This is a genomic window from Actinoplanes sp. NPDC051861, assembly GCF_040681145.1.
GTDB lineage: Bacteria > Actinomycetota > Actinomycetes > Mycobacteriales > Micromonosporaceae > Actinoplanes.
Genome location: NZ_JBFAYE010000025.1, coordinates 129,390 through 146,178 on the forward strand (window position 1 = coordinate 129,390; position 16,789 = coordinate 146,178).

Annotated in this window: 17 protein-coding genes; 7 read left to right on the plus strand and 10 right to left on the minus strand. The window is 69.9% G+C overall.

All coding sequences use genetic code 11. From position 1 onward, the window contains the following. Window positions 1-126 precede the first annotated feature (126 nt). Entirely contained in the window at window positions 127-783 is a 657-nt protein-coding gene (locus tag AB0M02_RS40410) for a Tat pathway signal sequence domain protein (RefSeq protein ID WP_364237307.1), read from the minus strand. A gap of 176 nt (window positions 784-959) precedes the next feature. On the opposite strand from AB0M02_RS40410, the gene AB0M02_RS40415 reads away from it, so the two are divergent. The 3 genes from AB0M02_RS40415 (at window position 960) to AB0M02_RS40425 (ending at window position 3,037) form a co-directional block, all read left to right on the plus strand. Further along, window positions 960-1,688 (plus strand): TetR/AcrR family transcriptional regulator, encoded by a 729-nt coding sequence (locus AB0M02_RS40415; RefSeq protein WP_364237309.1) that lies wholly within the window; start codon window positions 960-962, stop codon window positions 1,686-1,688. Window positions 1,689-1,854: 166 nt separating this feature from the next. Then, window positions 1,855-2,469, plus strand: coding sequence for a DUF6230 family protein (locus tag AB0M02_RS40420; RefSeq protein ID WP_364237311.1), 615 nt, complete (start codon window positions 1,855-1,857; stop codon window positions 2,467-2,469). Further along, complete coding sequence (locus AB0M02_RS40425; RefSeq protein WP_364237313.1) at window positions 2,459-3,037, plus strand: DUF6114 domain-containing protein; 579 nt, start codon at window positions 2,459-2,461, stop codon at window positions 3,035-3,037. The genes AB0M02_RS40420 and AB0M02_RS40425 overlap by 11 nt, the downstream gene beginning before the upstream one ends. Here the strand turns inward: AB0M02_RS40425 and AB0M02_RS40430 are convergent. From AB0M02_RS40430 to AB0M02_RS40445, 4 genes are all read right to left on the minus strand, one after another. Next, on the minus strand, window positions 3,024-3,779 hold the full coding sequence (locus AB0M02_RS40430) for a pectate lyase (RefSeq protein ID WP_364237316.1): 756 nt from the start codon (window positions 3,777-3,779) through the stop codon (window positions 3,024-3,026). The genes AB0M02_RS40425 and AB0M02_RS40430 overlap by 14 nt on opposite strands. A gap of 305 nt (window positions 3,780-4,084) precedes the next feature. Continuing rightward, window positions 4,085-4,909 carry a fumarylacetoacetate hydrolase family protein gene (locus AB0M02_RS40435; RefSeq protein ID WP_364237319.1) on the minus strand — a complete coding sequence of 275 codons (825 nt, stop codon included), beginning with the start codon at window positions 4,907-4,909 and terminating at the stop codon, window positions 4,085-4,087. Window positions 4,910-4,934: 25 nt separating this feature from the next. After that, on the minus strand, window positions 4,935-5,903 hold the full coding sequence (locus AB0M02_RS40440) for an aldo/keto reductase (RefSeq protein WP_364237321.1): 969 nt from the start codon (window positions 5,901-5,903) through the stop codon (window positions 4,935-4,937). Between the two features lie 89 nt (window positions 5,904-5,992). Beyond that, window positions 5,993-6,964: a hypothetical protein gene (locus tag AB0M02_RS40445; protein WP_364237322.1), complete on the minus strand. Its 972-nt coding sequence runs from the start codon at window positions 6,962-6,964 to the stop codon at window positions 5,993-5,995. Window positions 6,965-7,013: 49 nt separating this feature from the next. Here AB0M02_RS40445 and AB0M02_RS40450 point away from each other — a divergent pair, with 49 nt between their 5' ends. Further along, the gene (locus AB0M02_RS40450; protein WP_364237325.1) at window positions 7,014-7,988 is read left to right on the plus strand and encodes a hypothetical protein; all 975 of its coding nucleotides are present in this window, start codon (window positions 7,014-7,016) and stop codon (window positions 7,986-7,988) included. Here the strand turns inward: AB0M02_RS40450 and AB0M02_RS40455 are convergent. From AB0M02_RS40455 to AB0M02_RS40465, 3 genes are all read right to left on the minus strand, one after another. After that, window positions 7,985-8,566, minus strand: coding sequence for a pentapeptide repeat-containing protein (locus AB0M02_RS40455; protein ID WP_364237327.1), 582 nt, complete (start codon window positions 8,564-8,566; stop codon window positions 7,985-7,987). The two genes, AB0M02_RS40450 and AB0M02_RS40455, sit on opposite strands and share 4 nt — an antisense overlap. Then, window positions 8,563-9,531 (minus strand): TIGR03885 family FMN-dependent LLM class oxidoreductase, encoded by a 969-nt coding sequence (locus tag AB0M02_RS40460; RefSeq protein ID WP_364237330.1) that lies wholly within the window; start codon window positions 9,529-9,531, stop codon window positions 8,563-8,565. Before AB0M02_RS40460 ends, AB0M02_RS40455 begins: the two co-directional genes overlap by 4 nt. A gap of 83 nt (window positions 9,532-9,614) precedes the next feature. Next, on the minus strand, window positions 9,615-10,781 hold the full coding sequence (locus AB0M02_RS40465) for a monooxygenase (RefSeq protein WP_364237332.1): 1,167 nt from the start codon (window positions 10,779-10,781) through the stop codon (window positions 9,615-9,617). A 135-nt stretch (window positions 10,782-10,916) separates the two neighbouring features. On the opposite strand from AB0M02_RS40465, the gene AB0M02_RS40470 reads away from it, so the two are divergent. Further along, the gene (locus AB0M02_RS40470; RefSeq protein ID WP_364237334.1) at window positions 10,917-11,699 is read left to right on the plus strand and encodes an ATP-binding protein; all 783 of its coding nucleotides are present in this window, start codon (window positions 10,917-10,919) and stop codon (window positions 11,697-11,699) included. A 41-nt stretch (window positions 11,700-11,740) separates the two neighbouring features. On the opposite strand, the gene AB0M02_RS40475 is transcribed toward AB0M02_RS40470, so the two are convergent. Beyond that, the gene (locus tag AB0M02_RS40475) at window positions 11,741-13,186 is read right to left on the minus strand and encodes a glycoside hydrolase family 43 protein (RefSeq protein ID WP_364237336.1); all 1,446 of its coding nucleotides are present in this window, start codon (window positions 13,184-13,186) and stop codon (window positions 11,741-11,743) included. A 174-nt stretch (window positions 13,187-13,360) separates the two neighbouring features. On the opposite strand from AB0M02_RS40475, the gene AB0M02_RS40480 reads away from it, so the two are divergent. Together AB0M02_RS40480 and AB0M02_RS40485 are read left to right on the plus strand one after the other, a co-directional pair. Continuing rightward, entirely contained in the window at window positions 13,361-14,998 is a 1,638-nt protein-coding gene (locus AB0M02_RS40480; protein ID WP_364237339.1) for a methyl-accepting chemotaxis protein, read from the plus strand. A gap of 81 nt (window positions 14,999-15,079) precedes the next feature. Continuing rightward, entirely contained in the window at window positions 15,080-15,400 is a 321-nt protein-coding gene (locus AB0M02_RS40485) for a PadR family transcriptional regulator (protein WP_364237342.1), read from the plus strand. Window positions 15,401-15,404: 4 nt separating this feature from the next. Here the strand turns inward: AB0M02_RS40485 and AB0M02_RS40490 are convergent, their stop codons facing one another. After that, on the minus strand, window positions 15,405-16,751 hold the full coding sequence (locus AB0M02_RS40490; RefSeq protein ID WP_364237344.1) for a BNR repeat-containing protein: 1,347 nt from the start codon (window positions 16,749-16,751) through the stop codon (window positions 15,405-15,407). Window positions 16,752-16,789 lie beyond the last annotated feature (38 nt).

Below are 16,789 nucleotides of genomic sequence, written 5' to 3' on the forward strand. Positions count from 1 at the left end.
TCGAGGCCCGTCGCCCTTGGGCGGCGGGCCTCGATCTGTCAGTCGACACGAACGAGCGCAGTTGACGGCAGTTGAGTCGAGCTGAGTTGACTTGCATCAAGTCAACTCGACTCAACGACCGTGGGTTCAGTTGACGAAGACCGGCGCTCCCGCCTCGTCGGAGACCGGAGCATAGCGGGCGGTGAAGAAGGCGTTCGTGATGCAGGCGGACGGGCCGCTGGTGCGGTCGAACTGCTGCTCGCTGAACGCGATCGCGTTGTCGGTGTTGTCGGCAGTGCCCGCGATGTCGTTCTTCTCCGCCGTGAAGACGCAGGTCACCGTGCCGAGCAGGGTGCGCAGCACGAGCGTCGCCTGGATCGGGGCAGCGTCCGTTCCCGTCACGCTCACGGTGCCGTCGCTGTTCACTGCGGTCGCAAACGGCTGATTGTTGATGGTCACGCTGTTGACGCCGAGCACGCCGAAGATGCCGCTCACGGTGCAGTCGGCCAGGGTCAGTGTGGAGGCGGCGGTGGCGCTGCCCGGCGCGGCCGGGTTCTCACCCACCACCGAGCTGATGCTGGACGTCTTGCAGGTCATGCCGCTGCTGCCGCCCGCGGTGCTGGCGAAGACCGCGGTGGTGCCGGTGGCCAGCGCCGACGAGATGGTGGTGCCGGCGGCGACCGCCGTGCCGGCCGCGCTGCCGGTGGTCAGGACCGTGTCGTCGAAGGCCAGGGCCGGCGTCGCGGTGAGCGTGGCGGCCAGGACCGCGGCGGAGACGGTGGCGATGATCCGGTGCTTGCGCATGGGGGATGCCTTCCGGGAGAGGGGGATTCTCTTCCGGTCGTCCGCAGTGGACCGGGTATCGACGAGAGTGATACTGAGAAGCACTCCGTCGTGGAACATCATCGAGATCCGTACCGAACGGCTCTCGAAGTTATAAACCCGGTCGTTTCGACGTGTCAATACATCGAGGTTTGCCGATGAGTGGTCCGCTTTCCGCCCCGCCGCCGCTGCCGGGCGCCCGTACCGGCCGGGACCCGGCGCGGGCGATCAAGCGCGGGCCACGGCAGGTTCCGGCCGAGGTCGTGGCGGCCACGCAGCGGGAACGGCTCTTCGACGCACTCGTGCACACGGTCGCGGAGAAGGGTTACGCCAGCGCCCGGGTCAGCGACATCTGCACGGCCGCGGGGGTCACCAGGCCGGCGTTCTACGCACTCTTCGCGGGCAAGGAGGACGCGTTTCTCGCGACGTACCGGCACGGCACGGGGGTGCTTCTGCGGGTGATGGATCAAGCGTACGCGGACGCGCCTGACTGGCGTTCCGGTGCGCGCGCCGCGCTCGGCGTCCTGCTGGACATCCTGGCCAGTGTGCCCGCCTTCGCCGCGATGGCCATCGTGGAGATCGACGCGGCCGGCCCGCTCGCCCGCCGCGAGCGCTCCGACCTGCTCGGCCGGTTCGCGCGGTTCTTCGCGGAGGCGCCCAAGCCGCTGCCGGACGAGCTGGTGGGTGCGGTGGTCGGCGGCGTGTACGCGACGATCTACCGATACGTGTCCGACGGCCGGGTCGCGGAGCTGCCCGGTCTGCTGCCGGTGCTGAGCTACTTCATGATGGCGCCGTTCCTCGGCCGGGACGCCGCCGATGCCGAGCTGGGCGTGCCGGTGGACCCCTCGGCACAGGTCAGCGCGCCGTGTGCGGAGCCGCAGCGCTAGTCGGATACCGCTGAGGTTTTTCACCTTCCGGAATGCCGGGATCCTGCCTTGACGGCCCGGGTTACTGGGGCGTAACTTCGCCGCAATCATCGAGATCCATCGATCGGCCCCTCGATGCCGGGCGCGTATCCGCAGTGCGTGCCCGGCCTTTGGAAAGGGAGTTTGAGTGTCCACCGCTACTGTCATCCCTGCCGGGCGGACCCGCTGGCGCCGGTTCGGCGCCATGATGGGCATCGTCACCGCTCTTGCCGCCGCGCTCGTCCTGCTGACCGGCAAAGGCGTGCTCGCGGTGTCGTTCTCCATCTCGGGCATGCCGTTCACGGTCGCGTCGCCCCGTCTGCACGGGACCGGGTTCGAGCAGTTCGCCACGCTCGACGAGATGGCGCCGGACAGCCCCAACGCCGGCGACACCGGTGGCCAGATGATCCTCATCGTCTCGGCGATCAACGAGGCCGAACTGTACGGCCTGTGCCAGAGCATCAACCTGGGCGGCACCAACCTGCGGATCACCGCGGGCAGCGACCGGATCCCGGTGACCGCGCGGCGTCTCGTGGTCGACTCCGACCTGATCACCGGCGACGCCGAGTTCAACAAGATCGATATCGGCCAGGACGCCAGCACGCTGAACAAGGTCCCCGGCGTCAACGGCGGCCTGGGCGTCTTCGGCCAGCAGGCCGACGAGGTCACCATCACCAACCTGCGGCAGAACAACTACGCGACCACGGCGGCGACTTTCCGCCTGCCCAACCTGCGCATGGAATTCAGCGATCGTGCCTGCTGAGTGGCGGCGGCGGTGGCGGCGCTGGCGGCGGTCCCGTCCGTTCTGGGGCGGCCTGTTCGTGCTGCTCGGCGGCATCGAGATCTTCGTGACGGTGTGGGCGCCGCTCCCCGTGGTGCTCAAGGTGGGAATGCAGAGCTTCCTCGGCTACCTGATCCCGCTCGTGATCATCCTGTGCGGACTGCTGCTGTGGTTCAACCCGTCCCAGCGGGTGTTCTACTCGCTGGTCGCGATCCTGCTGTGCCTCAGCTCCTGGATCACGTCCAACATGGGCGGCTTCGTCGTCGGGCTGCTGCTCGGGCTGGTCGGCGGGTCGCTCGCCTTCGCTTGGACACCGTCCGCGGACGAAGCGCGGGCCCCGGTCGTGGACGATGCGCGGGCCCCGGTCGTGGACGATGCGCGGGCCCCGGTCGCGGACGAAGCGCGGGCCCTGGTCGTGGACGATGCGCGGGCCCTGGTTGTGGACGATGCGCGGACCCTGGTCGTGGATGTCGGGGAGGGGCGGGCGCCCGTGGAGGACGAATCCGCGAGCACCCGGCCCAGCGCCGCCGACGATCTCAGGGGCCGGTGACGCCGGTGGCGACGCAGCTCGTGCCGTCGGGGCCTTCGCCGACCTTGGTGGGTTCGTCGCCGGTGTCGTTGCCCTCGAAGAGGTCGCAGAGGCTGATCTCGTCGCCGACCAGGGTCACGCCGTCGATGGTGAGGCGATCGCCCAGGTTGACGTTGATGCCGGCGAGGGTGTCGCCGGGTGCGGTGGCGGTGATGTCCTGCATCGTGACGGTACGGGCGGCCTGCGTAGAACAGTTGCCGCACGACCGGTAGAGCTTGCCGAAGTCGGAAACCTCGAAGTTCCGGATCGTCACCGAGCCGCCGGCGCCCCGGTTGTCCTGGAACACCTTGTCGTCGGCCGCGGTCGCGCTGCCGTTCTCGATCACCACGGTGGCGTTGGTGCCCCGAAACGTCGCCGCGTCCTCGCCCACGTCCTCCCAGTGCACGCCGCTCAGCGTGCAGCTTCCGGAGCAGTGCACGCCGTCGGCGGCCGGGCTGCCCAGGATCACGTTGCGCAGGGTCGCGCCGTCCGCCAGCTCGAACAGCGGGTCCTGGCCCTCGTCCTGGCCGCCGTCGCCGAGGTCGCCGCCACCGATGAAGCGCTTGTTCTCGCCGTCGAAGACACCACTGACCTCGATCGTCGCGGTGACGACCTCCTGGCCGGTCGCCGGCGGCACATCGGCCGCCGCGAAGTTCGTGAACGCCACCGCCGCGACCAGACCGACTGATACGGCCGCCGCTGCGATCACTCTGCTCCTGGTCATACCGTGCCTTTCCCTAGCAGGGCGCCTCGAAGGCGATGTCTGGGGAGTAGCACGTATGCAGGAGGAAAGCGGTTTCCCAAAGATTCTTTACTTAATCACAACTTAAGAAATGCTCCACTCTCCGTGACGGCCGGCGGGGGCGCTGGACGAACGCCCGGGGGACGAGGTGAGCCACAAAACGGGACGGCCGGGATTCTGCGTGGGTGCCGGCCGGGTTGCGGGGGCCGGCGGTGAGGCGGGCTCGGGCGGCCGGAATGCTGCGTGGGTGCCAGCCGGCCGGGGCATCCGCCCGAGTCGTGCGCGGCTCAGCCCTTGACGACGCAGCGCTGTCTGCCCAGGCCGTCGATCTCCATCTCGACGACGTCGCCCGCACGCAGGTACGGGAAGCGCCCCGACAGGGCCACCCCCTCCGGCGTGCCCGTGTTGATCAGGTCGCCGGGTTCCAGGACGGTGAACTGGGACAGGTGCCAGACGAGGTGGCCTACGTCGAAGATCATGTCCTCGGTCGTGGAGTCCTGGCGGGGGGAGCCGTCCACCCACGACCGCAGCCGCAGCGGGAGCGACACCTCGTCCGGCGTGACCAGCCACGGCCCGAGTGGGTTGAACGTCTCGCACGACTTGCCCTTGGACCACTGCCCACCGGACCGTTCGAGCTGGAAGTCCCGCTCCGACACGTCGTTGGAGATCACGAACCCGGCCACGTGCGCGAGCGCCTCCGAGGGTGACGACAGATAGCGTGCCGTCCGGCCGATCACGACTCCGAGTTCGACCTCCCAGTCCGTGCGCACCGAGTCGCGCGGCAGCAGGATGTCGTCCTCCGGCCCGATCACCGTGTTCGGCGCCTTGTAGAACAGGATCGGCTCCTTCGGCGGCTCGGCACCCGACTCCTTGGCGTGCGCCGCGTAGTTCTGCCCGATGCAGAGCACCGCACCCGGCCGGGCGATCGGCGGCCCGATCCGGGATCCGTCGACGCGGGCCGGCGGCAGCGCCGACGGGTCTCCCTGGAAGCCACCCGCGGCGAGGAAGGCGCCATCGATGTCGCGGGTCACTCCGGACAGGTCGAGCAGCTCACCCTGGTGATACAGCACCGGGCGCTCCTCACCGGGCGGTCCGACACGCAGATACCTCATGACAGCTCCAATCGAGGGAAGGGGGTCAGGGAACCGGGACGGTGGGGTCGAGCAGCCACGCGGCGACCAGGTCACGCCAGAGGCCGCCGGGAATCGGGACGCGGGCCATCGCCACAGCATCCGCTGCCTCCTCCGGCGACCGCACGCCGATCAGCACCGCCGCAACCGCCGGATGGGCGAGGGGAAACTGCAGAGCAACAGCACGAAGAGGTACGCCGTGACGCTCGCAAAGTCGTGCCATCGCCTGTGCCCGCGCGACCACCGCGGGCGGCGCCGGCCTGTAGTCGTAATACGCCCCCGGACGCGGATCGGCGAGCACCCCCGAGTTGTACACCCCGCCGGCGATCACCGAGATGCCCCGGCGCTCGCATTCGGGCAGCAGGTCGGCGAGCCCGGACTGGTCGAGCAGCGTGTAACGCCCGGCGAGCAGCAGACAGTCGAACTGGCCGGTGCGGGCGAACTCGGTCAGCATCGCGGACTGGTTCATCCCCGCCGAGACCGCGCCGATGGTGCCCTCGGCGCGCATCGAGACCAGCGCCGGCAACGCCTCGGTGACCGCTTGCACATAGTGGTCGTCCGGGTCGTGCAGATGGAGCACGTCGACGCGGTCGAGGCCGAGCCGTTCCAGGCTTTCCCGGTGTGACCTGCGCACCCCCTCACCCGAGAAGTCCCATGTGATCTCCTGCGGCCCCTCGGACCACATTCCCGGATCCTCGGTCCTGCCGGGGGTGACGAGCCGGCCCACCTTGGTGGACAGGGTGAAATCGTCCCGGCCGGAGAGCGCCGCCCCGGAACGCCGCTCGGAGAGCCCCGAACCGTACAACGGGGCGGTGTCGAAGAACCGCACCCCGTGCCGCCAGGCCTCGTCGATCGCCGCCGTGGCGGTGTCGTCGCCGACCGCCGAATACAGCCCGCCGAGAGGCGCGAGCCCCATGCCGAGCCGGGTGACCGTGACGCCGGTGCGGCCGAGCGCCACTCTTTCGAACGGGTCCACGAGCGGGATTCCTTTCGTAGACCTATAGGATCTACAAAACTGTTTATCGCCTGCCGGCGCCCCGCGTCAACCGATCAATTTCGCCGGGTTTAACAGCCGTCGCTTATAGAAATGATTTTCTCGCGCTCGGATTCGATTTCACGCAGTCGCGCGCGAATTCCCGCGATGCGGGCGGCGAGAGCGGTGCGCACGTCGCGTACGCGCTTCGCGGTCCGGCCGATCCGCTCCTGCGCGGTGCCGATCTGGTTGCCGACCGACACGTCGGTGAAGATGTTGTCGAACCACACGTCGATGAGGCGGGTCGTGCCGTCGACGCCGAGCCCGGCCGCCACGGGCGCCACGACCCGGCTGTCGCCGAGCTCCTTGCGCAGGACCTCCAGCTGGCGTTCCGCACCGGACACGTGACCGGCCGCCTCCTCGAGACGCTCGTGCTTGGCGTGGCTGCTGATCGCGCCGCCGCCCAGGAACGTGTCCGCGGCCGACCAGTTGCCGGCCGACTCCAGCAACTCGTTGGCCTGCCGCAGGGCTTCCGCGGCCCGGCCGGCCGCCGTCGCGGCGCGCGTGAGCCGTTCCAGCTGGGCGCCGATCGTGGCCTTCTCGGCGGCGAGCGCCGCGAGTCGCGTACCCGAAAGGTGTCCTGATTCTTGAAGAAGTCGTTCCTTCTCGGCGATGGCCAAGGCATAGGTCGCGGGCGCGGTGTCCGTCGCCGCAAGCCTGGCCTTCACATCGGCGAGTTGCGACTCCAGGGTGTCCAGTCGCGTCATCGCCTCCGCGACCCGCTCCCGCGCCGCCTCGGCCTCGGTACGTTCCCGGTCCAGACTGCGGCCGTGCGCGCCGCGCAGCGTGGTGAGGACCCGGCCGACCGAGAAACCCTCCAGCTTCTCGACGTCGCGCTGCTCGGCCTCCTCCCGGCGGCGCAGCACCTCCAGCTCACCGGTCAGCTTGGTGATCGCGGCGACGACGGCCGCCCGGCGGGGCTCGAGCCGGGCGCGCTCGCTCAGCGCGGCGGCGAGTCGGGCGATCTTGGCGTCGAGATCCTCGGGGCCGTCCGGTACGTCCATACCCTCCAGGAAAGCCGGGCCGTGCAAGCCCTCGCTAAGATCACTCGATATGTTCGCCGGTCAATGGCACCCGGACCCGTACCGGAACGCCCGCATCGCGCTGCAGCAGGGTGACACCGCCCCGGCGCTGCACCTTCTCGCCGCCGCCCGTGGTGACGCCGAGGCGCGGATCCACGCGCTGTGCAGCCTGTCCCGGAACACCATCCCGCGGCTGCCGCAGCTGGAGGCCCAGCTCGGCCAGGACCCGTGGAACCCGGACCTCTGGCTGCTGGTCGGCACGCTGCAGGAGGAGTCCGCCTGGAAGGCCCGCGGTGCCGCGGTCATGTCCGAGACCAGCCGGGCGCAGGTCGACGGCCTGATGCACCACATGACGCGGGCACGCGAGTCGCTGCACCGCGCCGCCGAGCTGCTGCCCGAGGACCCCGCGCCGTGGCGTCGGCTGATGGGTTGCGCGATGGCCGCCGGCAAGTACTCCGGCGAGGTCCACGACATGTGGGCGGAGCTGGTCAAGCGCGGCGGCGACATCTCCTACGACGCGAACCGGCTGCGCCTGGTCACGCTCACCGGCAAGTGGCACGGCAGCGAGGCCGAGTGCTTCGCGTTCGCTCGCGAGCGCACCCGCGACCTGCCGCCGGGCCATCCGATGCACGCGCTGGTCCCGCTCGCGCACGTCGAGGCCTACATCGAGTTGCGCAGCGACGACAACGTCTTCACCCGGGTCCGGGCCGCCCTGCGGTACTTCAGCCGCAAGGAGGTGCGCCGGGAGGTCGACGCCGCGTCCGACCGGCTGATGGCCGGCGCCGACGCGTATGCCGCACACCCCGCCTCCCCGGAGGCGCACCAGGCCTTCGCCTTCGTCTTCAACGACCGCGGCGACATCAAGCGCTCCCGGCCCCACCTGGAACGCTCCGGCGACGAGGCCGACTGGCCGTGGGTCTACCTCAGCGACGACGACGAGAGCGAGGACCAGCTCCTCGACCGGGCCCGCATGCGCGCCGGCCTGCCGAAGTTCCCCGGCCGCTAGTCGCGGATCTGCAGGCCCAGCGCGGCCGCCACGGTGATCGCCTGGTCGCCCGTGATGATCGCGTTGCGGACCTGGGCGGTCAGCGGGTCCAGCGCCGAGAGGTCGGTGCCCCGCAGGTCGCACCCGGTGAAGTCCACCCCGGTCAGCGTCGCAGCGGACAGGTCCAGGTCGCGCATGGTCGCGCCGTGGCAGCGCGCACCGGTCAGGTCCGCCTCGCGCATCCGGGTGCCGGTGAACGTGGTGCTCGACAGGTCCGCCCGGTGGAGCACGACGAACGACCAGTCACCGCCCTCGACGGTCATGATGTCGAAGGTGCACCGCTCGAAGCCGCTGCCCACCATCTTGCAGTCGGTGAACGTCGCGTCGAAGAACGTGCAGTTCACGAACGTGCAGTTCAGGAATGCCACGTCGTCCTGCTGGGAGCAGTTGAACCGGGCGTCGCGGAACGTGCAGCCGGAGAACTCGACCCCGCGTACCTCGGTCTCGCAGAGGTCCAGGTCGGCGAAGGTGACACCCTCGTGGCTGCGCAGTTCCGACGCTCCCGCGTCCCAGTCCCGGGTCGTCACGTACCGCGTCATGCAGCCGAGTCTCGCAGGCGCGGCAGCACCTTCGCGCCGAAGGTCTCCACGAACGGCATCAGGTCCTGCCCGACGTGGTGCAGATAGATGCGGTCGAAGCCGAGTGCCGCATAGCCGCGCAGCAGCTCGACGTGCCGTTCCAGGTCGGCCGAGATGTGCACGACCCGCGCCACCTGCTCCACCGTGACGTGCTCGGAGACCACGTCGAACTCCTCGGCGGTCGCCAGGTCCCAGCAGACCGGCGGTTCGAAGATGTTGCTGCGCCACTGGTCGTACGCGATCCGCTCCGCCTCCGCGTCGCTCTCCGCCCAGCTCAGGTGCACCTGCAGGCAGACCGGCCCGCGGCCGCCCGCACCCCGGTACGCCGAGATCATCTCGCGTAGGTGCTCCTCCGGGGCGTTGACCGTGACCAGGCCGTCCGCCCACTCCGCGCACCACTTCGCGGTGGCCGTGCTGACCGCGGCCCCGATCAGCGCCGGCGGCGTCTCCGGCCTGGTCCACACCCGTGCCCGGTCGACCGTCACCAGCCCGTCGCGGGACACCTCCTCGCCGTTGAGCAGGTCCCGGACGACGTCCACGCACTCGCGGAGCCGGGCGTTGCGGACCTCTTTGCGCGGCCACTTCGCCCCGGTGATGTGCTCGTTGCTGAACTCGCCGGTGCCGAACGCGGTCCAGAACCGCCCCGGATACATCGATCCGAGAGTGCCGATCGCCTGCGCGATGATCGCCGGGTGGTAGCGCTGGCCGGGCGCGTTCACGACTCCGAACGACAGGTTCGTGGCCTGCAGCGCGGCGCCGAGCCACGACCAGGCGAACCCGGACTGGCCCTGCCGCGCGCTCCACGGCGAGAAGTGGTCCGAGCACATGGCGGCGCCGAACCCGGCCCGCTCGGCCGCGATCACCGCCTCCAGGAGGGCGCCGGGCGGGATCTGCTCGTGCGAGGCGTGAATGCCGTACTCCGTCATGCCCTTCCCGTTACCCACCGATCGGGCGGGGCGTAACCACCGACTTGGGGCCTCCGGTCCAGGAGGCCCCGAGTCGTGCCGGGTCAGGTGGTGGCCGGGGCCATCACGAGGATGCCGAGGCACATCTCGTCGCTGGTGCCCTCGCCCCAGACGACGTAGCGGGACGGGAGCTGCTTGAGCTGCGGGAGCTTCTGCCGCAGCGTGGCGTCATGGGTGCAGGTGACCCGGATGTTGTCGCCCTTGCCGATCGAGATCGGCTTCTTCAGCGGTACGAGAGCCTGGTCGTCGAAGTTGTACTGCGGGATGTCGATGATGGTCTGCGCCTTCGGGGTGCCCGGGTTGAGCTCCACCTTGATCGCGCGGCCCAGCAGGTGCATGTGACCGGCGGCCATGTAGACGGTGCCGGCCTGCTCGATCGGCTGGTCACAGGTCTGGGTGTTGCCGGGCTTCGGCCGGCCGCCGCTGCAGAACTGGACGAGCTGGTCCACGGTCTCCCGCGACTCCTCGCCGAAGCGCTTGGCGACGTCGGCGACGGCGGTCTCGCGGTCGCACAGCGGCCCGGTCCCGCCGGGTTCGCAGGGTAGCTCGATCGGGCCCATCACCAGGCCGGTCTCCAGCGGCTTGAGCGGGGCGCCCGCCGAGGCCAGGCGCATCTGCATGCCGGACTGGTCGGCGTTCCCGGTGCCCTGCGCGCCGAGCAGGTTGTAGTGGATCTGCATGACCAGCTTGCTGCCGGGCGGCATCTCGAAGCCGAAACCGTCCGGCATCAGCGTCTCGCCGGCGCCGGGTGCCCAGTGCGCGACCCAGGCGGTCTGGCCGTCCACACCGGTGTCGCCGAAGCACGTCCAGCCCTCGCCGGGCGTGCCGGCGTCGGTCTGCTCGGCCGACTTGGCCTGCTCCGGGCCGAGGCGGTAGAAGATCGCGTGGTGCACGATCGCGGCGTTCTGCGGCAGGAAGCGGCTGCCGGTCAGGTACGCGGGCTCGGTCAGGTTCGGGTCGATCAGGAAGCACCGGTACTCATCGGTGCCGCCGTTCGGCGCGGCCGGTGTGTACGGCTTGTCGAGCCCGATGTCGACGAACCGCTCGTTCTGCCGCAACGGTGACGGCGGTGGTGCGGATCCGCTGTGCGAGGCGTGCGGGTTGGTCGTGCTCGGTTCACTGGTGGCGGTGCCGGCCGGGTCGTTCGCACACGCTGCGACGAGCAGCAGAGCGGCGACCGCGCCCGCGGCGCCGAGACGGCGGAATCTCATGACGGCCTCCCCAAGGCCAGGCGACGAGACCGCTAATCATTGCAACAGCCGCACACCTGACGGATCCGTGACAACCCGGAAGGCGACCCTGAATCGGGGAGTGCACGCGTCAGGGGTATTACCTAGCATCGGGGTGTGGGCGTTCATCCGCCTTACCTGTTCGACGCGGAGCCCGGATCGGTCGCGGTCCGCAGCGAGTTCGACGCCGAGATCACCGTCGTCGCCGTCCGGGACCGGTGGGGCCGCGGGCTCTGGCACCGGGTCACGACCACCTTGAACAAATGCTTCAGCCAGCATCCGCGCGGCCTGCTGCTCGACCTGTCCGGCCTGGACGACGCGAGCGGGCACAGCGTGCCGACGTGGCTGAACGCGTACCGCCGGGGCGAGCACATGGACCCGGGCGTGCCGGTGGCGCTCTGCGCGCCGGACGGCGGTGTGCTGGCCGGGCGCCTGCGCCGGACCGGCGACGGCCTGCCGGTCTATCCACGTGCCGACAGCGCGCGGGAGGCCCTGGCGGGGCGCCTGCCACAGCCTCGCCGGCTGTTCATGCGGATCACGCCCGAGTCGCTCGCCGCGCGGCGGGCCCGGCGGCTGGTCCAGGACGCGTGCGAGGCGTGGGAGCTGCCCGATCTCGAGTTCCCGGCGCAGCTGGTCGTGTCGGAGCTCGTCTCGAACGTGGTGGAGCACACCGGTTCGGAGGGGCGGCTGCTGGTCGCCCGGCGCGGGGACGGCCTGCACATCGCTGTCGCGGACCGCAGCCCGCATCTGCCCCGGCCCCGCGAGAGAAACGGTCCCGACCTGAAGGAGGGAGGGCGTGGCCTGCAGATCGTGCACCGGCTGTCCGCGGTGTGGGGCGCCATGCCGATCGACGACGGCAAGGTCGTCTGGGCCACCGTCCAGGACCCGATGCCAGGATGAGAACGGGCCGGGGCAGCACGTGCCGCCCCGGCCCGGCGGCGTCAGCCGGTGATGCGGAACGTGGCGTCGGCCCGTTCGGTGGCGGTGCTGATCGGGTCGACTCGCAGCAGATAGTTGTAGTGGCGCAGGTAGCGGGTCGGGTAGTTGTACGACTGGAACGACGACCAGGAACTGTCGGCCAGACCGGCCACCTGGCGGAACGTGGCATCGCCGGCGAACGTGGTGGAGCCGTCGTTGGCGGCCAGGACCAGGTCGTAGTTGTAGTGCCGCAGGTAGTACCCGGGGTAGTTGACCGACTCGAAGGACACGTACCCGGAGGTGTTCGCCAGCCCGGGGACGACGCGGAACTGGGAGTCCTGGACGGGGCTGACCGAGGCGTCGATGCGGATGTCGAAGTTCGAGTGGCGTACATATCGGGTCTGGAAGTTGTAGGACTGGATCCGGTTGAGCACCGCAGACGGGCCCCACTTCGCGAGGACCCGGCTCTCCTCGGCCGCGGTCAGGTTGAGGATCGACCCGTGCCGCTTGCGGGTGGTGCCGAGGCTGTAGTCGCTGCGGGTGGCGAAGTTCTGGGTGCTGCCCAGGTTGGTGGAGCGCACCGGCATGTATCCGCGGCCGGTGGCGTACTGGTCGAGCCAGAGGTGCCACTCGTTGGTGCCGTTGGTCTGCGCCCACATCGGGCCCTCGACCACGTTGCCGCCGGTGGCGCCGTTGGAGATGCCGAGGTGCTGCAGGTCGCCGATCCGCGTCCAGCTGCCGAGGACCGTGTTGCTGCCCTCGACGGTGATCTGCCCGTCGGCCGAGGCCCGGTAGTACCGGTAGCCACCGAGGCTGTTCGCCACCTCGATGATCTGGGTGTCGATGATGCCCTGGCCGGATCCCCGGTCGATGTAGAGCTGCGGTGCGGTGACGGTACGGAAGTCGCTGGTCCGCACGTACCAGATGCGGTGTTTGGTCACGCCGTTGAGCGCGGAGTTGGTGGCCCAGTAGACGACGTAGTCACCGGTCGCCGGGTTGTAGATCGCCTCGGGGGCCCAGGCGTCGCCGGCGCCGGAGATGCCGCCCGCCACGTTGAGCAGGCGGGGTACGGACCAGTTGGCCAGGTCGCGGGACTCCCAGACGACCAGGGACCTGCTGCCGCGGTTGGCGGCGTCGCTCCACGACGTGCCGCTGGCGATCCGCAGGTCGGTCGCGATGATCCAGTACCGGTCGCCGGCCGGTGACCGGACGAGGGCGGGGTCGCGGACGCCCTGGGTGCCGACGGTGGAGAGCAGGACCGGACCGCCACCGTTGAGGTCGGTCCAGTTCCGCCCGTCCCTGCTGTGGGCGAGGTAGATCTGCTCGCCGCGGGCCGACTCGCCGATGAAGTGGGCCATCAGGTAGCCGGTGAACGGGTCGAGCGCGGCCGCGGGCTGGGGAGCGGCCAGCGACCAGGAGCCGAAAAGGAGGACGGCGAGGGTGAGGAAGGTGCTGATCCTTCTGCGCATCGGATCCCTCTTGAGTGAGCGTTAACACATCGCTGTCGGTGGATTGTTTCGCAGTGTTGACGTCCGTAACCGGGTTGTCAAGATTGGCGTTCGGCGATCGCTGAATGTGAACGTTGCACTCGGACGGGTGTTCGCGTTTCTCATCTTTGGGCGGAAAGTGCCGAAGGATCTGACATGAGAACGAGCGACGTTCAGGTGACCGCCCGGCGCAACCCGATCGCCGGCCGGCTCGCGGACTTCGGGGTCGGCACCAAGATCTACGTCTCGGTGCTGGCCATCGCGATAGCCGCCCTCGCCATCGGCATCGTGGCGATCAACCGGATGAGCGAGCTCAACGACGGCGTGAACCGCATGAAGCAGCGTCACGTCGACGCGCTGGTGCAGCTCAGCACCCTGCGCGGCGCGGCGGGCGACGACGCCTCGGGCATGTTCGGCTGGGCCGTGGTGCCGCCCGAGCGGAAGGGTGACTCGCGCAAGGCGGTGGACGTGGCCGACGAGGCGCTGATGGCCGCGCTGGGCGCGTACCGCGAGCTGGCGTCGGACTCCCCGAAGCGGCTGGCCGCGGCGCAGAAGGTCGGCGACGAGTTCACGTACTTCCGCAACCTGCGCGCTGTCGCGCTGTTCCAGGAGCCGCCGGCCGCGGGCTTCGAGATGCCGCCCGCCGACCAGATCACCCCGGTGTGGATCAAGACCCAGGCGAACCTCAAGGCCGCGATCGAGGAGCTGCAGAAGGTCGAGGACAGCGAGTCGGCCGAGATGGCGGCGGACGCGCGGGACACGTACGAGGGCGCCCGTACCCAGATGATCGTGTTCATGGCGGTGGCCCTGCTGCTGGGCCTGGGCCTGGCCACGTTCGTCGCCCGGGTGATCGTCCGCCAGCTCAGCAGCGTCTCCACCTCCCTCGCCGCCGTCGCGCAGGGCGACCTGACCGTCCCGGCCGAGGTGCAGGTCCGTGACGAGCTGGGCGGGATGGCGATGGCCGTGAACACCGCCCGGGAGGGCCTGCGCGACATGGTCGGGCAGCTCACGTCGAGCTCGCGGATCCTGGGCCAGAGCACCCAGGCGCTCACCGGCGCCACCGAGCGGATCGGCGAGTCGGCCCGGCAGGCCGCCACCCAGGCCGACGTGGTCGCCGCCGCGGCCGGCACGGTCTCCTCGAACGTGCAGACCGTCGCGGCCGGCAGCGAGGAGATGGGCGCCTCGATCCGGGAGATCGCCGAGAGCGCGAACGAGGCGGCCCGGGTCGCCTCCGAGGCGGTCGGCGTCGCCGAGACCACCAACGCCACCGTCTCCAAGCTCGGCGACTCCAGCGCCGAGATCGGCAACGTGGTCAAGACGATCACCGCGATCGCCGAGCAGACCAACCTGCTGGCGCTGAACGCGACCATCGAGGCGGCCCGCGCCGGCGAGATGGGCAAGGGCTTCGCGGTGGTGGCCAGCGAGGTCAAGGACCTGGCCCAGGAGACGGCGCGGGCGACCGACGACATCTCCCGGCGGGTCGAGGCGATCCAGTCGGACACCGCCAACGCGGTCGCCGCGATCGGCGAGATCTCGACGATCATCGCCCGGATCAACGACTACCAGCTGACCATCGCCTCGGCGGTGGAGGAGCAGACCGCGACCACCGGGGAGATGAGCCGCAGCGTCGGCGACGCCGCGCAGGGCACCACCGAGATCGCCGGCACCATCACCGGGGTGGCGAGCGCCGCGCAGAGCACCACGGCGACGCTGGCCGAGGCGAGCGGCACGGCCAGCGAGCTGGCCGGGATCAGCGCCGAGCTGCAGCGGGTGATCGGCCGGTTCCGGATCTGAGGCGCCGACGGTGCAGCTCGCGGATCGCCGCGGGCTGCACCGCGGCTTCTACCCTATATAGAGTTCAGATAAAGTGGCCGCATGCGGATCACGATACCGACGGCCCGGGTCCTGGCCGCGCTGCTCGCCGAGCCGGACGCCGACCGGTACGGCCTGGAGATCATGCAGAGCACCGGCCTGGCCAGCGGGAGTCTCTATCCGATCCTGCACCGCCTGCAGGAGGCCGGCTGGGTCGACGCCCACTGGGAGCAGATCGACCCGTCCGAGGAGGGCCGGCCGGCCCGGCGCTTCTACCGTCTCACCCCGGACGGCGCGGTCCGGGCCCGCCAGGCTCTCGCCGAGCTGCGCGCCCAGACCGCGGTGCCGGGTGCGGCTCCCGGCACGGTCAATCCGGCCTGGTGAGCCCTCAGCTCACCGTCCAGTCCTGTACGTCGATCTGGCTCCCGCCGTACCGCGGGGCGAAGATGCTCAGCGTGCCGAGCGACTTCAGCCGCTGGTGGTCGATCAGCGGGTCGGAGTAGTAGATCGCCCCCGAGGTGTACCGGATCGTCCAGTCGGCCCAGCCGGACGCCTTCGAGGCCGTCTGGATGTGCAGCTTGCGCGTGCTCGAGTCGCCGCTGGCCACGTAGAGGTTGTCGCGGGAGTCGACCGCGATGTCGCCGCGCGCCGACCGTTCCAGGAACGGCGTGTACGTCTGGTGCCACACCTTGCTGGCCTTGTCCCGCCAGTAGTGCACCAGCACCGCCGTCTCCCGCGCGCTGGTGAAGTTGCTGTTGCTCGCGGCCGAGGCGGGCAGGTGTGAGGCGAGCACGTGCACGATGCCGCCGGCGTCGACCACCTGGGACTCCTGGTTGATCAGACCCCGGTTCTGCCCGATGCCCCACACGCGCAGGCCCGCCGAGTCCGAGCGCAGCGGGCTGGAGCCGCTTGTCGCGACGACGGTGCCGGCGTTGTTGCGCCAGGTCCGGCCCTTGTCCTTGCTGTACGCATAGAACAGGTCGTGATTCGTGCTGGCGTCCGACGTCTCCCGCACCGTCCACGTCACGTGCAGCAGTGGATTGGCGGGATCGTAATTGTCGTATTCGATGCCGAACAGATAGGCGTTGTTCCCCGCGGTGGTCCCGTCAATGAATTCCCCGATATAAGACCATCCACCTGATTTGTACTCGTACAGGACCTCGTCACCCGTGCCGCTGTAGCCGGTGCGGATCGCCAGCTGCAGCGTGCCGTCCGGGTGGGCGAAGAACTGCGGGTAGGTGACCACCGCCATGCTCGTGCTGGTCAGGCTGCTCTGCACCGCGCCGAAGCCGCCGGTCGTCCAGGTCGAGGACGTCGCCAGCCCGGCCACCGACTTGCGGTACCGGAACTGCGACGAGTGGGTGTCGAAGGCGAGGTGGATGGTCCCGTCCGCGGGCGCGATCCCGATGCTGATCGTGTTGTGCGAGTCCGTCGACGTCGTCACGTAGTCGGTCAGCCGCAGGTTCTGCCAAGCGCCGGACGGCACCTGCCGCCGGGAGATGTTGACGTAGCCGCTCTGGTCCCAGAAGGCCGCGTACTGCCGGCCGGCGTACGTGACGATGCCGTCCTGCTGGAACGACTCGCCGTTCATGTAGCCGGTGTAGGTCAGCGCGGTCCGGCCGCTGGTGGTGAGGACGGTGGTGGAGGAGTGCGTGACGGTGGGCGCGGCGGCCAGTGCCGGCTGGGGGACCAGCAGGAGGGAGAACGCTGCGACGGCGGCCATGAATCGTTTCATGAAAAGGCCTCCAAGGGGATGGGTGCATCGACGTTAGC

Excerpts from the sequence above, each read along its gene's own strand:
- AB0M02_RS40410 (WP_364237307.1), bottom strand. The coding sequence starts at position 783 with ATGCGCAAGCACCGGATCATCGCCACCGTCTCCGCCGCGGTCCTGGCC.
- AB0M02_RS40415 (WP_364237309.1), top strand. The coding sequence starts at position 960 with ATGAGTGGTCCGCTTTCCGCCCCGCCGCCGCTGCCGGGCGCCCGTACC.
- AB0M02_RS40430 (WP_364237316.1), bottom strand. The coding sequence starts at position 3,779 with ATGACCAGGAGCAGAGTGATCGCAGCGGCGGCCGTATCAGTCGGTCTG.
- AB0M02_RS40435 (WP_364237319.1), bottom strand. The coding sequence starts at position 4,909 with ATGAGGTATCTGCGTGTCGGACCGCCCGGTGAGGAGCGCCCGGTGCTG.
- AB0M02_RS40445 (WP_364237322.1), bottom strand. The coding sequence starts at position 6,964 with ATGGACGTACCGGACGGCCCCGAGGATCTCGACGCCAAGATCGCCCGA.
- AB0M02_RS40450 (WP_364237325.1), top strand. The coding sequence starts at position 7,014 with ATGTTCGCCGGTCAATGGCACCCGGACCCGTACCGGAACGCCCGCATC.
- AB0M02_RS40455 (WP_364237327.1), bottom strand. The coding sequence starts at position 8,566 with ATGACGCGGTACGTGACGACCCGGGACTGGGACGCGGGAGCGTCGGAA.
- AB0M02_RS40460 (WP_364237330.1), bottom strand. The coding sequence starts at position 9,531 with ATGACGGAGTACGGCATTCACGCCTCGCACGAGCAGATCCCGCCCGGC.
- AB0M02_RS40465 (WP_364237332.1), bottom strand. The coding sequence starts at position 10,781 with ATGAGATTCCGCCGTCTCGGCGCCGCGGGCGCGGTCGCCGCTCTGCTG.
- AB0M02_RS40475 (WP_364237336.1), bottom strand. The coding sequence starts at position 13,186 with ATGCGCAGAAGGATCAGCACCTTCCTCACCCTCGCCGTCCTCCTTTTC.
- AB0M02_RS40480 (WP_364237339.1), top strand. The coding sequence starts at position 13,361 with ATGAGAACGAGCGACGTTCAGGTGACCGCCCGGCGCAACCCGATCGCC.
- AB0M02_RS40485 (WP_364237342.1), top strand. The coding sequence starts at position 15,080 with ATGCGGATCACGATACCGACGGCCCGGGTCCTGGCCGCGCTGCTCGCC.
- AB0M02_RS40490 (WP_364237344.1), bottom strand. The coding sequence starts at position 16,751 with ATGAAACGATTCATGGCCGCCGTCGCAGCGTTCTCCCTCCTGCTGGTC.